Source organism: Pseudomonas sp. Sample_20 (assembly GCF_004307585.1).
Classification (GTDB): domain Bacteria; phylum Pseudomonadota; class Gammaproteobacteria; order Pseudomonadales; family Pseudomonadaceae; genus Aquipseudomonas; species Aquipseudomonas atacamensis.
Genome location: NZ_RCOA01000019.1, coordinates 95,554 through 109,693, shown reverse-complemented (window position 1 = coordinate 109,693; position 14,140 = coordinate 95,554). Strand labels below are relative to the sequence as shown.

Here is a 14,140-nt window from a genome sequence, read left to right as displayed (position 1 = left end):
ATCACCCGGCGGTTGGCCCGCCGGGCGATAGAACCATTAGCGCACTGGTGGTGCGTACTGAATGCCGCCGTTGTTCCACAGGGCGTTCAGGCCACGGTCGATTTCCAGCGGAGTGCTCTTGCCGAGGTTTTTCTCGAAGATTTCGCCGTAGTTGCCGACTTGCTTGACGATCTGCACAACCCAGTCTTTCGGCAGTTTCAGGTCTTTGCCGTACTCGCCGTCAGCGCCGAGCATACGGGCCACGTCCGGGTTCTTGGTGGACTTGGCTTCAGCTTCGACGTTCTTCGAAGTGATGCCGGCTTCTTCGGCATTGAGCAGCGCGTAGCCGACCCAACGCACGATCGCCAGCCACTCGTCGTCGCCGTTACGTACGACCGGGCCCAGTGGTTCCTTGGAAATGGTTTCCGGCAGCACCACGTAGTCCTTCGGCGAGGCCAGCTTGCTGCGCTGGGCGAACAGCTGGGACTTGTCGGAGGTCAGCACGTCGCAACGACCGGATTCCAGCGACTTGGCGCTTTCATCGGAGGTGTCGAAGGTGATCGGGGTGTATTTCAGACCGTTGCCACGGAAGTAGTCGGAAACGTTCAGTTCGGTGGTGGTACCGGCCTGGATGCAGATGGTCGCGCCGTCGAGCTCTTTGGCACTTTTCACGCCCAGCTTGTTGTTCACCAGGAAGCCGATGCCGTCGTAGTAGGTGATGAAGCCCGGGAATTTCAGGCCCATGCCCGCGTCACGGGAACTGGTCATGGTGGTGTTGCGCGACAGGATGTCGATCTCGCCGGATTGCAGCGCGGTGAAGCGCTCCTTGGCGTTCAACTGGCTGAACTTGACCTTGTTGGCGTCGCCGAAAACGGCTGCCGCCACAGCGCGGCAGACGTCGGCATCGATGCCGAGGATCTTGCCGGTCGCATCCGGTACCGAGAAGCCCGGCAGACCGTCGCTCACGCCACACTGCACGAAACCTTTTTTCTGTACCGCATCCAGGGTTGCACCCGCCTGAGCGAACCCGCTGACGCCGAGTACTGCTGCAGCAGTCACGACCGCCAGAGTGGATTTCAACATCTTCATTCAAACCTCCAGTTTTGCTCTTGTTGTGTCGGAGCTTGAGTCCTGTCGCACCCTTTTGAGGCGTTGTTGACCCGTGTTGGCTTTTTTTGGGGTCAACCGACGTAAGACCTTCGCTATGAGTCTAGTAGGAGAAAATCCACATCATGGATCACTCACTTCTCACCAATCGGCCGAACGGGCTGTAGCCCTTTCACGTTCGCTAAGCCCGTTGCGGCCATTGGCGAACATCCATCACCGGATTCGTTGCTATCCCATCGCGCGACTGACACTGATAGTGTTACCGCCGCGCAACGGATGCTTCGTACGCAAAGCTCCATAGCAAACGCCGTACCACACCGCTTGCGAAAGTGATTGCGCGACACGTCAATAGCTAAACTTGTAACCTTGCGACATCTTGTTAACGGATCAACCGGGCGCGCACTTCAATCACGCACTCATTGTGAGCGCCCGCACATTTTTGGAGCAGACATGACCGAGCCCTTGATTCTTCAGCCTGTTAAGCCCGCAGACGCCTGCGTGATCTGGCTGCACGGCCTCGGCGCCGACCGCTACGACTTCCTGCCGGTAGCCGAGGCGTTGCAGGAAAGTCTGTTGAGCACGCGCTTTGTGCTGCCGCAGGCACCGACCCGTCCAGTGACGATAAATGGCGGATATGCCATGCCCAGCTGGTATGACATCAAGGCCATGAGCCCGGCCCGGGCGATCGATCGCGACGAACTGGAGGCGTCGGCAGAGCGCATCATCGAGCTGATCGAAAACCAGCGCGCCAGCGGAATAGACGCCTCGCGGATTTTTCTTGCCGGGTTTTCCCAGGGCGGCGCAGTGGTGCTGCACACCGCATTCCTTAAATGGCAGGGACCGTTGGGCGGGGTGCTGGCGCTGTCGACGTACGCACCGACATTCAGCGACGAACTGGAGTTATCCGCCAGTCAGCAGCGTATTCCGGTGCTGTGTCTGCACGGGCAGTTCGATGGCGTGGTGCAGAACTCGATGGGGCGCACTGCCTATGAGCATTTGGTGAAGCATGGTGTCACCGTGACATGGCAGGAATACCCAATGGAGCACGAAGTGTTACCTGAAGAGATCCGCGACGTCGGCGTCTGGCTGAGCGAACGCCTGCGCTGATTTGCGAGCAATGCCCGCCCATTGATCCCTCCTACTACGCCGCGCCCGATTCTTGCATTACACTGGCCGGCGTACATTCCTTAACCAACTGATGAGATGACCGTGCTCAAAGCACTCAAGAAGATGTTCGGTAAAAGCGAGGCTGAGCAGCTCGCGCCAGTTCCCAGTGCGCCGTCGCACGCCCCCGGTCATCGCACCGATGCCCCGCAGGCCGACCGCCCCGCTCCCGCAGCCGCACCGAAGCCAGAAGAAATACCCGCTGCGCCAGCGCCAATTGCCGTAGAGCCTGCACCCAGCGAAGCGCCGAAACCGGCCAGGCCACGTCGCGAACCGAAGCCCAAGGCACCGGTCATTCCATGGAAACTCGAAGACTTCGTCGTCGAGCCGCAGGAAGGCAAAACCCGCTTTCACGATTTCAAGCTTGCTCCGGAACTGATGCACGCCATCCAGGACCTGGGCTTTCCGTACTGCACGCCGATCCAGGCGCAGGTGCTGGGTTTCACCCTCGCCGGCAAAGACGCCATTGGCCGCGCGCAGACCGGCACCGGCAAGACCGCCGCGTTCCTGATCTCGATCATCACCCAGTTGCTGCAGACTCCGCCGCCGAAAGAGCGCTACATGGGCGAACCGCGCGCGCTGATCATCGCGCCGACCCGTGAGCTGGTGGTGCAGATCGCCAAGGACGCCGCTGACCTGACCAAGTACACCGGCCTCAACGTCATGACCTTCGTCGGTGGCATGGACTTCGACAAACAGCTCAAGCACCTCGAAGCACGTCATTGCGACATCCTCGTCGCCACGCCGGGCCGCCTGCTCGACTTCAACCAGCGCGGCGACGTGCATCTGGATATGGTCGAAGTGATGGTGCTGGACGAAGCCGACCGCATGCTCGACATGGGTTTCATCCCGCAGGTACGGCAGATCATTCGCCAGACCCCGCCAAAGTCCGAACGCCAGACTTTGCTGTTCTCCGCAACCTTCACCGAAGACGTGATGAATCTGGCCAAGCAATGGACCACCGATCCGGCCATCGTCGAAATCGAAATCACCAACGTCGCCAACGAGAACGTCGAGCAGCACATCTACGCCGTGGCCGCTGCCGACAAATACAAGCTGCTCTACAACCTGGTCAACGATAACGGTTGGGAGCGGGTCATCGTGTTTGCCAACCGCAAGGACGAAGTACGCCGCATCGAAGAGCGCCTGGTGCGTGACGGCATCAACGCCGCGCAGCTGTCCGGCGACGTACCGCAGCACAAGCGCATCAAGACTCTGGAAGGTTTCCGCGAAGGCAAGATTCGCGTGCTGGTCGCCACCGATGTCGCCGGTCGCGGCATCCACATCGACGGCATCAGCCACGTGATCAACTTCACCCTGCCGGAAGTGCCGGACGACTACGTGCACCGCATTGGCCGTACCGGTCGCGCCGGCGCTGACGGTGTGTCGATCAGCTTTGCCGGCGAGGACGACTCCTACCAGTTGCCGTCCATCGAAGAAAAGCTTGGTCGCAAGATCAGCTGCGAAACCCCGCCGACGCATCTGCTGCGTGCGGTTGAGCGAAAGCGTCCGCAGTAAGCTCCGCTATATGAGAAAGCGCAGCCGGAAACGGACTGCGCTTTTTTTACGCCTGGCGGTTGCCCAAAGAAACTAAAAGTCCATAATGGAAAAATAAGTTTAGTTTCGGAGCGCGAAATGTCCAGTACGCCTTATGTGATCGATCAAGCCCAGGCCCATGAGCTATTGGCGCGTATCGATGTTCCGCAAATCCTGCGCAAGCTGTTCCGGGATCTGGCGGCCGGTAACGCCGTGCAGCCGGCGCAGCAATGGGTCGAGTTCCCCAAGGGCGCAGGCGACTTCATCAATTATCTGGGCGTGCTGGCTGAGGATGGCGTGTACGGAGTGAAGACTTCGCCGTACATCGTTCGTGAGCAGGGTGCGCTGGTGACGGCGTGGACCCTGCTGATGTCGATGAAAACCGGCCAGCCGCTGCTGCTCTGTGATGCCGGCGAACTGACCACCGCGCGCACCGCCGCGACCACGGCAGTGGCGGTCGACGCCCTCGCCCCGTTGGACGCCCAGCGACTGGCAATCATCGGCAGCGGCAAGGTCGCTCAGGCGCATCTGCATTACGCCAAGGCGCTGCGCGACTGGCAGAGCATCAGCCTGTATTCGCCATCGCTGCTGGAAGATGTGGAAACACAGACTGTGTTGAAGTCCATCGCGCCGTCACTGAAGATTGCCGACAGCCGCGAGACCGCCATCTCCAATGCTGACGTGATCATGCTCTGCACCTCGTCTGCCGGGCCGGTGATCGATCCGGCGCAACTGCACAAACCGGCGCTGATCACCTCGATCAGCACCAACGCCCCGCGCGCCCATGAAGTACCGCCGCAAAGCCTCAACGACATGCAGGTGTTCTGCGACTATCGTCAGACCACGCCGGGTTCGGCAGGTGAGATGCTGATTGCCGCCGAACAGCATGGCTGGAGCAAGGATTCGATTGTCGGCGACCTCGCCGACTTGCTCAGCGAAAAAGTGCAGCGCCCGAGTTACGACCGTCACGTGTTCTTCCGTTCAATCGGCTTGGGCCTGGAAGACATCGCCCTCGCAAATGCGGTTTATCACTTAACCCACTAACGCCAAAAATCCCCTGTGGGAGCGAGCCTGCTCGCGAATGCGGACTGACATTCACCGAAGATGTCGACTGATACACCGCTTCGCGAGCAGGCTCGCTCCCACAAGGGACTAGCGTACGCCTTGATATTGCGTACCCACTGGAGACCCACATGAGCCACGCAGATTTCATCATCATCGGCGGCGGGATTGCCGGCGCTTCTACCGGGTTCTGGCTGGCGCCGCACGGCAAAGTGATCGTGCTCGAGCGTGAAACCCATCCCGGCTATCACTCCACCGGTCGCTCCGCCGCGCTGTACACCGCCGCTTACGGCACCGCACAGGTCCGCGCACTGACTCAGGCCAGCCGCGCGTTTTTCGACAGTCCTCCGAGCGGCTTCTGCGAGCACCCGCTGCTGACCCCACGCGGCGAAATGACCGTCGACTTCATCGGTGATCCCGCCGAACTGAACAACCAATACCTCAGCGCCAAAGCCACGGTGCCGCAGATGCAACTGCTCAGCGCCGACGAAGCCTGCGCGCGCCTGCCGATCCTGCGCCGGGAAAAAGTCCACGGCGCGATCTACGACCCATCGGCCTGCGACATCGACACCGACGCGCTGCATCAAGGCTACCTGCGCGGCATTCGGCGCAATCACGGCGAAGTCCGCACCGATTGCGAGGTGCTCGGCTTGAGCCGCGATGCCGATGGCCTGTGGATCGTGCAGACCAACGGCGAGACATTCAGCGCACCGGTGCTCATCAACGCCGCCGGTGCCTGGGCCGACAAGATCGCTGCCCTGGCCGGAGCGCAGCCGCTGGGGCTGCAACCGAAGCGCCGCGCCGCATTTATCTTTGCCGGCCCGGAAGGCGTGGACACTCATCACTGGCCAATGCTGGTCAGCCTCGACGAATCCTTCTACATGAAGCCCGACGCCGGCATGTTTCTCGGCTCGCCGGCCAACGCCGATCCGGTCGAACCGCACGACGTGCAGCCGGAAGAACTCGACATCGCCATGGGCATCTATCAGATCGAAGAGGCCACCACGCTGACCATCCGCCGCCCGACCCGCACGTGGGCAGGCCTGCGCAGTTTCGTTGCTGACGGTGATTTGCTCAGCGGCTTCGATCCGCAGGTGCCGGGGCTGTTCTGGGTCGCCGCGCAGGGTGGCTACGGCATCCAGACGTCGCCGGCGATGGGCCAAGCCAGTGCGGCGCTGGTGCGCGGCGAGCCATTCCCTGAGCACCTGCATCAATTCGGTCTGGACAGCGCCATGCTCTCCCCGGCCCGACTGGCTTGATCGCATCGACTCGTCGAAAAGATTGCGGCACACTCGCAGCGCCCCGGCACAAGGGGCGCTGACGCTGCCTGGAGTTTCACTGTCATGACTGCCCCCGAATTCGACCCGGCGCTGGATAACTTCCGCGCCATCGCCGACGCCATCGCGACGCTGTTCTTTCCCCATGCCGAGGTGGTGCTGCACGACCTGCGCACGCAGAAGGTCGACTACATCGCCAACAACCTGTCCAAGCGCGAGATCGGCGACGACTCGTCGCTGGAAGACATGCTCAGCGAGGATGTCAGCGACAGGAACATCGGCCCGTACGAAAAGCTCAACTGGGACGGCCAGAAAATTCGCAGCCTGAGCACCGTGCTGCGTGACAGCGAAGGTCATCCGCTGGCGGTGCTGTGCATCAATCTGAATATTTCCCTGTTCGAGAACGCCAAGGCGGCGCTGGACCTGTTTCTCTCGCCGAGCAAACTGATTCCGCAGCCGGACTCACTGTTCCGTGATGACTGGCAGGAGCGCATCAACACCTTCCTCCACGCCTGGTTGCGCGAGCGGCAGTTGAGCCTGAATCTGCTGACCCGTGACCACAAACGCGAACTGGTGCTGGCGCTGCACGCCGAGGGCGCGTTCAAGGGCAAGAGCGCCTCGAACTACGTGGCCAATGTGCTGAACATGGGGCGGGCGACGGTGTACAAGCATTTGAAGGAATTGAAGGGCTGAATTCTGCGGTGACTCGTCCGGCCCCATCGCTGGCAAGCCAGCTCCCACAGTAATTGCGTCACACACAAAATTTATGGCGACCGCTGAACCTGTGGGAGCTGGCTTGCCAGCGATAACGGACTGTCAGTCGCCGTAGATATCGGTCTTGAAATACTTCTCGGAAATCTTCTGATATTCGCCATTCGCGCGAATCCCGTCGATGGCGCTGTTCAACTGGCTGACCAGTTCACCGTTGCCCTTGCGCACCGCAATCCCCGCGCCCTCGCCGACGTACTTCGGATCCTTCAGCTCCGGCCCGACAAACGCGTAACCCTTACCGCGCGGCATCGACAGGAAGTCATTGAGCGGAATGGTGTCGGCAAAAATCGCATCAAGGCGCCCCGCCGCCAGGTCCATGTAGATCTCTTCGTTGTTGCTGTAGCGCTTGACGTTGATGCCCTTGGGTTCGAACACCTCGGTGGCGTAACGATCGGTGGTGGTCGCGCGCTGCACGCCGACGTTCTTGCCCTTGAGGCTGGCGTACTGGTCATCCACCGTGGCGCCCTCCTTCATGACCAGACGCGAGGAGGTGAAGTAGTACTTGTGGCTGAAATCCACCGACTTCTTGCGATCTTCGTTGATGGTCATCGACGACAGCGCCATGTCGATCTTCTTCACTTTCAGCGAAGGAATCAGCCCGTCGAACTCACCTTCAACCCACACGCATTTGACCTTCATCTGCGCGCATAGGGCATTGCCGATGTCGTAGTCGAAACCGACGATTTCACCTTTATCGGTTTTCGACGCGAATGGCGGGTAGGCCGCTTCGATGCCGATGCGCAAGGTTTTCTCGGCGGCAAAGGTGCTGGCACAGGCCAGCAGGCTGAAGGCAAGGCCGGTGATGAGGGGGAGTTTCTTCATTGTTCATTCTCTCGCGGGTTGTTGTTGGTTTGGCAAGATGAAGAAGAGCAGCTGCTAGCGGGGAGCTACGAGCGGCAGGATTGAAGCTTTTTTTGTACCTGGAAATCCATATTGGACTTATAGGTACAAACCGTCAATCCGCGAGAAGAGAGTGTCTGCGAGGTTTTTGCCGTTACAGATGGCCCCTTCGCGAGCAAGCTCGCTCCCACATTGGATTTGTGAACGACACAGATCCAATGTGGGAGCGAGCTTGCTCGCGAAGGCGTACTGAGGGGCGCTACAGGAATTACTTTTTCCAGCGATCAGCGGCGGCATGATCACTGTCACGCCCTTCGACCCAACGTGGTCCATCGCTGGTGTTTTCTTTCTTCCAGAACGGCGCGCGGGTTTTCAGGTAGTCCATCACGAAGGCGCAGGCATCGAATGCGGCCTGGCGGTGGGCGCTGGCGGCGCCGACGAAGACGATCGGTTCGCCCGGCTCCAGCGCGCCGATGCGGTGCAGCACTTCCAGTTTCAACAGCGGCCAGCGCTGCTCAGCTTCGACAGCGATCTTGCCGAGGGCTTTTTCGGTCATGCCCGGATAATGCTCGAGGAACATCCCGGCCACGTCGAGACCGTCGTTGAAGTCGCGCACGTAACCGACAAAGCTCACCACCGCGCCAACGCCGACATTGGCCGCGTGCATCGCATTGACTTCAGCGCCCGGATCGAACGGCGTGGCCTGCACGCGAATCGCCATGCTCAGCCTCCGGTCACGGTGGGGAAAAACGCCACTTCGTCGCCATCGACCACCGGCTCGTCGAGCTGGCAGAGGTCTTCGTTACGTGCGCACATCAGGTTCTGCTCGCTCAGCACTTCGGCGCCATCACGTTGCGCCAACAGTGCGCGAACGTCATCGACGGTGGCGAAATCGCCTTCAACCGCAACCGAATCCACGCCCAGCGCTTCACGGTAGCGGGCAAAAAACTTCACGGTCAGTTTCATGGCTGCTCCGCCTGGAAGTGGCCGCTCTTGCCGCCGACTTTCTCCAGCAGACGCACGCTTTCGATGGTCATGCCACGGTCGACGGCTTTGCACATGTCGTAAATGGTCAGGGCAGCGACACTGGCGGCGGTCAGCGCTTCCATCTCGACACCGGTCTGCCCGGACAACTTGCAGCGCGCGACGATACGCACGCTGTCCTCACCCTCGGCGCTGAGTTCGACTTTGACGCCAGTCAGCATCAGCGGATGGCACAGGGGAATGAGATCGCTGGTTTTCTTCGCCGCCTGAATCCCGGCAATGCGCGCCACGGCGAACACATCGCCCTTGGGGTGGCCGCCGCTGACGATCATCTGCAGGGTTTCAGGGAGCATGCGCACCAGCGCTTGAGCGGTCGCTTCACGGAACGTCACGGCTTTTTCAGTGACGTCGACCATGTTGGCGCGACCTTGGGAATCGAGATGAGTCAGCACGGGATTACTCCTGATCAGGAGCGTGGATTGTAAACCTGTGGGTCAGATATCCGCATCACTGATTATGAAATCACCGTTGCCCCCTGTGGGAGCGAGCCTGCTCGCGAAAGCGGATTCAGATTCACCATAGATGTCGACTGATACATCGCATTCGCGAGCAGGCTCGCTCCCACAGGAGACATGCATTTATCCATAAAAAAACCGGGCGGCTTTAAGGGTCGCCCGGTTTGGGTGAAGGGTTACAGATGCGATTCGGCGTATTCGGCCAGGATCGAGCGAGGCACCCCTTGCAGGGTGATGTGCACACCGTTGGGGAAATCCTTGAAGCGTTCGGTCAGGTAGGTCAGCCCGGAGCTGGTCGCGGACAGGTAAGGGGTGTCGATCTGCGCCAGGTTGCCCAGGCACACCACTTTGGAACCGGCGCCGGCACGGGTGATGATGGTTTTCATCTGGTGCGGCGTGAGGTTCTGGCATTCGTCGATCAGGATCAGGCTTTGCTGGAAGCTGCGACCGCGAATGTAGTTGAGCGATTTGAACTGCAACGGCACTTTGCTGAGGATGTAGTCGACGCTGCCATGGGTGTTTTCGTCATCCATGTGCAAGGCTTCGAGGTTGTCGGTGATGGCGCCCAGCCAAGGCTCCATTTTTTCCGCTTCGGTGCCGGGCAGGAAGCCGATTTCCTGGTCCAGACCCTGCACGCTGCGGGTGGCGATGATGCGGCGATAACGTTTGCTGACCATGGTCTGCTCGATCGCAGCGGCCAGCGCCAGAATGGTTTTACCGGAACCGGCGGCGCCGGACAGGTTGACCAGATGAATGTCCGGGTCAAGCAACGCATACAGGGCCAGACTCTGATAGATGTCGCGCGGCTTCAGGCCCCAGGCCTCCTGATGCAGCAGCGGTTCCTGGTGCAGGTCGAGGATCAGCAGGCGGTCTTCCTGGATTTCCTTGATCCAGCCGACAAAGCCCTGCTCGTCGATGATGAACTCATTGATGTGCACGGCCGGCAGGTTATCGATCAGTTGCACCTGATGCCAGGTGCGGCCGTGGTCCTGACGGGTTTCGACCTTGCTCACGCGGTCCCAGAAGGAGCCGGTCATGTTGTGGTAGCCGTTGGGCAGCAGGGACACGTCATCGACCAACTGGTCGGTGCTGTAGTCCTCGGCGTCGATGCCACAGGCGCGCGCCTTGAGGCGCATGTTGATGTCTTTGGTGACCAGCACCACCGGTTTCTGCGGATCGCGGGTGTGCAGATCAATCAGTTGGTTGATGATTTTGTTGTCGTTCAGGTGCTCGGGCAGAATCAGGTTCGACTCGGCCTGTTTGCTCATCAGAATTGACAGCAAGCCTTTCGGCCCGCCCTTGCCGCGCTGGATCGGCACACCCAGTTCGACGTCCTCGGGGGACGCATCGCCCAAGGTCTTGTCGATCAGGCGGATCGCCTGACGGCATTCGGCGGCCACGCTGTGATGGCCGCTCTTGAGCTTGTCCAGCTCTTCCAGCACGGTCATCGGGATGGCGACGTGGTGTTCTTCGAAATTCAGCAGGGCATTTGGATCGTGAATCAATACGTTGGTATCGAGTACATACAGGATTGGCTGGTTGGAGGAAGGGCTGCGTCCGTGATCATCCATACTCGGTCACCTTTGTGGGAGCCATTCGACGCAATACCTTGACAGTGCTGCGCCTCGAGGTGACTGCCGAATTCATCCACGAGGGCCTGGATGAACTGCACACAATAGGAGTCTGGGAAGACGCCACCTGTGTTGCAGGTTTCGGCGGTCTGTCTTCGTAATACTCCAAAACCGATGACATAAAAAAGCACTTTGACGGTTTTTTTAAGTTTATTTTGCAGAGTGACGAAAAGCCCTTGGCGGACTCCTCGTACCCCGCTAAAGTCGGAAGTCCGCCTGCATCGAATTCCTTCTGAAAATTACCCCAAGCCCAATGTTTTCGGGCTTTTTGTCGTTTCTCAACGAAACGCGTCCTGACAGTCTTCCCAGCCGATGCCGCTCTGCGCAGTCTGGGTGATCAGCCACGGTAAGGACGTCTTCACCGCATCCTGTTTCATGTTGAAATTGATCACCCCGTGCCGCCACAGCAGCATCAGGGTCAACACTCGCTGCGCGCTCGCCGGGCCCTTGAGTTTGCCGGCACCGTCCTGGGCATCGATATCCCAGAGCGCCACTTGCAGGCCCTGGCTGTTGAAGAAACCTTGTGCGTCACTGCGGCGCTGACCATCCGGCGGCCGGAACAGCGGCACGTAGTTTTCCGGCAGTTTGTTCTTCACCAGATCGGCGCTGCGTCGTACCGAATCCTGCCAGTCCTGCCAATGGCTGTGGGAGCGGAACTCCCAGCCCTGCACGCCCACGCACTGCCGGGAGAAGCTCGCCTGCAGGCTGCTGACCGAACGGCCGGTGAGTCGTGCCTGAATATCCTTGCCCAGAACAAAGAACGTTCCGCTCAGATTGGACTTGCGCAGGTATTCGGTCAGCCAGTCGGTGTTGTCCGGTTGCACGTTGGCGGCGCTGTCGAACGTCAGCAGAAACAGCCGGTCGTGCATGTCGTCGCCGTTGCGCTCGTAGTCGCCAAAACGATCGAACTCGTTACTGGTTTGCGGCGACAGCGCAGCCTTGCGCATCAACTCGTCGAGGTACTGCAAATGGAAGATCCGGCTCGGCTCGGCCCACTTGGTGTAATAACTGTCGTCGCTGACGACGAACTTGGCCGCCTGCTCGCGCAGCGTCGGCAGGTCTTCGACGAGGAAGCAGAACGAGGCGTCCTGATCGCAGCTTTGCTGGGCGTGGTTGTAGTTGGCGAGCAAGCGCTGCCAGAGGCGCTGGCGCAGCTGATTGACCGCATCGATATTGACCGTGCGCAGGCCCAGGCGCTGGGCCAGTGCCGCCTCGTCGATGGACTCGGTGCCGAGCAGGCCGCGAGCGAACATGAGAATTTCCGCCCGCGACGCGACGTCGAACAGGGTCGGATTGCTGAGCTGCTCCGGCCAGGTCGTGCGATCCAGCGTCGCCGCGTCGCCGGGCGCCGCCATGGCGCCGAAGCTCAGCAGCCACGCGGTGAATATAAGAACAATGCGCAAAGGGATGTCTCCATAACAAAACCCGCGCGGCACTATAGCTGATCCTGTCCTGTTCCCCCTCAGCCACGGATGATCGTTCCCACGCTCTGCGTGGTAACGCCTCCCCGGACGCTCCGCGTCCGACGACTGTGACGCAGAGCGTCACGGGCTGCATTCCCACGCGGAGCGTGGGAACGATCATGTAAATCCGCTTTCGCGAGCAGGCTCGCTCCCACAAGGGGTTTGAGTTAAGCCGTCGATCACCTATGGGGCTTGATAGCTGGAGTCAACCCGGACAACCCCCTAGAATCGCCCCCACGATCAAAGGAGACGACTTCATGCTGATGGTGATTTCCCCCGCCAAGACCCTCGACTACGAAACACCGCCGGCGACCCAGCGCTTTACCCAGCCGCAGTACCTCGACCATTCCCAGGAATTGATCCTGCAGTTGCGCGAGCTGAGTCCGGCGCAGATCAGCGAGTTGATGCACGTGTCCGACAAGATCGGTGGCCTCAACGCCGCGCGTTTCGGCAGTTGGACGCCGGCCTTCACCCCGGAAAACGCCAAACAGGCGCTGCTCGCCTTCAAGGGCGATGTGTACACCGGCCTGGATGCGCAGTCCTTCAGCGAGGCGCAATTCGATTACGCGCAAAAACACCTGCGCATGCTCTCCGGCCTTTATGGCCTGCTGCGGCCGCTGGACCTGATGCAACCCTATCGCCTGGAAATGGGCACCAAACTGGCCAACGCCCGTGGCAAGGATCTGTATGCGTTCTGGGGCACGCGCATCAGCGAGTGGCTGAACGAAGCGCTGGCCGAGCAAGGCGATGACGTACTGCTCAACCTTGCATCCAACGAATACTTTTCCGCGGTCAAGCGCAGCGCGTTGAAGGCGCGGATCATCAACACCGAGTTCAAGGATCAGAAGAACGGCCAGTACAAGATCATCAGTTTCTACGCGAAGAAGGCGCGCGGCCTGATGAGCCGTTTTGTGATTGAGGAACGCATCAACGACCCGTCTCAACTCAAGCAATTCGATGTACAGGGTTATCGCTACAGCGCCGAGCAGTCGAAACCCGACAATCTGGTGTTTTTGCGCGACCACGCCCCGGAATAAAGCATGCCCTTTGCACGACTCTTTTCCTCAAGAGTCGTGCAGTCCGCCCGAAGTCAAAATCCCCTCGCGACATATCGCCAATTTAATGGCGCCAATAAAACCACACCCTATTTTCTAATTTTAGTTTCACTCGACACTGAAGTTTTTTTTCAGTAGTGGCACCTAAATTTTTTACCCGTAGTGGCACAAAACTATCGGCCCCGGTTTCGCCCCGATAACTAAAGGGCGAAATCGTTAGTGCTATCAATTTGCACCCAGTGCCATCTTCATCAATATTTCAAAAAATTTCGACTGGCACGATGAGCGGCCTGGAACTATGTCCAAATGCATTGCTCATACCACCGGTAACGATTCTCGCCGAGTTTGTACGAGATAACTTACGCAGAGCTGATAGCCATGTAACCAAGTTGTCACAGCAACTTGCCTAAGTGACTAACGAGTCTCAAAACAATCGAAGGACAGGAGATACGCACCATTAATATCCCCTACAAAGGCCAAGGCCGCGCCCCTATAAACGTGCTCGCCTGAGCACCTAACTGCTTGATTTACCGGCCCCCTACCGGACGTCGAGCAGGCTACACAACTGCACTAGAGTCTTCCCGCACGGAAGATCGGCTGCATAACAGGGCAAGTCATAACAACAAGGCCTAGTTGCGCACATCTTGAGTGCACTTATTAGACACTCGGAACTTTGTATGCCTGCACACGGCATTGTGGCGCCTGTAAGCCGCACTTCCGAGTGCACTAGTGACCGCTGAACACCATTAACTCCGG

Annotated in this window: 13 protein-coding genes; 6 read left to right on the top strand and 7 right to left on the bottom strand. The window is 59.5% G+C overall.

The genetic code is table 11. The features are described from left to right. Positions 1-36 precede the first annotated feature (36 nt). The gene (locus D8U70_RS03505; RefSeq protein ID WP_016771583.1) at positions 37-1,068 is read right to left on the bottom strand and encodes an amino acid ABC transporter substrate-binding protein; all 1,032 of its coding nucleotides are present in this window, start codon (positions 1,066-1,068) and stop codon (positions 37-39) included. A gap of 468 nt (positions 1,069-1,536) precedes the next feature. Between D8U70_RS03505 and D8U70_RS03500 the strand changes: the two genes are divergently transcribed. The 5 genes from D8U70_RS03500 (at position 1,537) to D8U70_RS03480 (ending at position 6,818) form a co-directional block, all read left to right on the top strand. Continuing rightward, positions 1,537-2,193 carry an alpha/beta fold hydrolase gene (locus tag D8U70_RS03500; RefSeq protein WP_122747670.1) on the top strand — a complete coding sequence of 219 codons (657 nt, stop codon included), beginning with the start codon at positions 1,537-1,539 and terminating at the stop codon, positions 2,191-2,193. 96 nt (positions 2,194-2,289) lie between these two features. After that, positions 2,290-3,768, top strand: a complete 1,479-nt coding sequence (gene rhlB, locus D8U70_RS03495; RefSeq protein ID WP_016771585.1) for an ATP-dependent RNA helicase RhlB — start codon at positions 2,290-2,292, stop codon at positions 3,766-3,768. 117 nt (positions 3,769-3,885) lie between these two features. Beyond that, positions 3,886-4,830 (top strand): ornithine cyclodeaminase family protein, encoded by a 945-nt coding sequence (locus D8U70_RS03490; RefSeq protein WP_130928298.1) that lies wholly within the window; start codon positions 3,886-3,888, stop codon positions 4,828-4,830. 149 nt (positions 4,831-4,979) lie between these two features. Next, positions 4,980-6,107 carry an FAD-binding oxidoreductase gene (locus tag D8U70_RS03485; RefSeq protein WP_073473656.1) on the top strand — a complete coding sequence of 376 codons (1,128 nt, stop codon included), beginning with the start codon at positions 4,980-4,982 and terminating at the stop codon, positions 6,105-6,107. A gap of 84 nt (positions 6,108-6,191) precedes the next feature. Then, positions 6,192-6,818, top strand: coding sequence for a transcriptional regulator (locus D8U70_RS03480; protein WP_073473659.1), 627 nt, complete (start codon positions 6,192-6,194; stop codon positions 6,816-6,818). A gap of 123 nt (positions 6,819-6,941) precedes the next feature. On the opposite strand, the gene D8U70_RS03475 is transcribed toward D8U70_RS03480, so the two are convergent. From D8U70_RS03475 to D8U70_RS03445, 6 genes are all read right to left on the bottom strand, one after another. Beyond that, on the bottom strand, positions 6,942-7,718 hold the full coding sequence (locus D8U70_RS03475; RefSeq protein WP_110646409.1) for an ABC transporter substrate-binding protein: 777 nt from the start codon (positions 7,716-7,718) through the stop codon (positions 6,942-6,944). Positions 7,719-8,004: 286 nt separating this feature from the next. After that, complete coding sequence (gene moaE, locus D8U70_RS03465; protein WP_016771590.1) at positions 8,005-8,457, bottom strand: molybdopterin synthase catalytic subunit MoaE; 453 nt, start codon at positions 8,455-8,457, stop codon at positions 8,005-8,007. Positions 8,458-8,459: 2 nt separating this feature from the next. Next, positions 8,460-8,702: a MoaD/ThiS family protein gene (locus tag D8U70_RS03460; RefSeq protein WP_016771591.1), complete on the bottom strand. Its 243-nt coding sequence runs from the start codon at positions 8,700-8,702 to the stop codon at positions 8,460-8,462. Beyond that, positions 8,699-9,172, bottom strand: a complete 474-nt coding sequence (gene moaC / locus D8U70_RS03455) for a cyclic pyranopterin monophosphate synthase MoaC (protein ID WP_008080206.1) — start codon at positions 9,170-9,172, stop codon at positions 8,699-8,701. Before moaC ends, D8U70_RS03460 begins: the two co-directional genes overlap by 4 nt. Before the next feature lie 239 nt (positions 9,173-9,411). After that, positions 9,412-10,806 (bottom strand): PhoH family protein, encoded by a 1,395-nt coding sequence (locus tag D8U70_RS03450; RefSeq protein ID WP_024011685.1) that lies wholly within the window; start codon positions 10,804-10,806, stop codon positions 9,412-9,414. 338 nt (positions 10,807-11,144) lie between these two features. Next, positions 11,145-12,269 carry a polysaccharide deacetylase family protein gene (locus D8U70_RS03445; RefSeq protein WP_110600253.1) on the bottom strand — a complete coding sequence of 375 codons (1,125 nt, stop codon included), beginning with the start codon at positions 12,267-12,269 and terminating at the stop codon, positions 11,145-11,147. 317 nt (positions 12,270-12,586) lie between these two features. Here D8U70_RS03445 and yaaA point away from each other — a divergent pair, with 317 nt between their 5' ends. Further along, positions 12,587-13,366 (top strand): peroxide stress protein YaaA, encoded by a 780-nt coding sequence (yaaA, locus tag D8U70_RS03440; RefSeq protein WP_130928296.1) that lies wholly within the window; start codon positions 12,587-12,589, stop codon positions 13,364-13,366. Positions 13,367-14,140: the final 774 nt, after the last annotated feature.

Coding starts and splice junctions, on each gene's coding strand:
- D8U70_RS03460 (WP_016771591.1), bottom strand. CDS start 8,702: ATGAAACTGACCGTGAAGTTTTTTGCCCGCTACCGTGAAGCGCTGGGC.
- yaaA (WP_130928296.1), top strand. CDS start 12,587: ATGCTGATGGTGATTTCCCCCGCCAAGACCCTCGACTACGAAACACCG.
- D8U70_RS03480 (WP_073473659.1), top strand. CDS start 6,192: ATGACTGCCCCCGAATTCGACCCGGCGCTGGATAACTTCCGCGCCATC.
- D8U70_RS03500 (WP_122747670.1), top strand. CDS start 1,537: ATGACCGAGCCCTTGATTCTTCAGCCTGTTAAGCCCGCAGACGCCTGC.
- D8U70_RS03450 (WP_024011685.1), bottom strand. CDS start 10,806: ATGGATGATCACGGACGCAGCCCTTCCTCCAACCAGCCAATCCTGTAT.
- rhlB (WP_016771585.1), top strand. CDS start 2,290: ATGACCGTGCTCAAAGCACTCAAGAAGATGTTCGGTAAAAGCGAGGCT.
- D8U70_RS03475 (WP_110646409.1), bottom strand. CDS start 7,718: ATGAAGAAACTCCCCCTCATCACCGGCCTTGCCTTCAGCCTGCTGGCC.
- moaE (WP_016771590.1), bottom strand. CDS start 8,457: ATGGCGATTCGCGTGCAGGCCACGCCGTTCGATCCGGGCGCTGAAGTC.
- D8U70_RS03485 (WP_073473656.1), top strand. CDS start 4,980: ATGAGCCACGCAGATTTCATCATCATCGGCGGCGGGATTGCCGGCGCT.
- D8U70_RS03505 (WP_016771583.1), bottom strand. CDS start 1,068: ATGAAGATGTTGAAATCCACTCTGGCGGTCGTGACTGCTGCAGCAGTA.
- D8U70_RS03490 (WP_130928298.1), top strand. CDS start 3,886: ATGTCCAGTACGCCTTATGTGATCGATCAAGCCCAGGCCCATGAGCTA.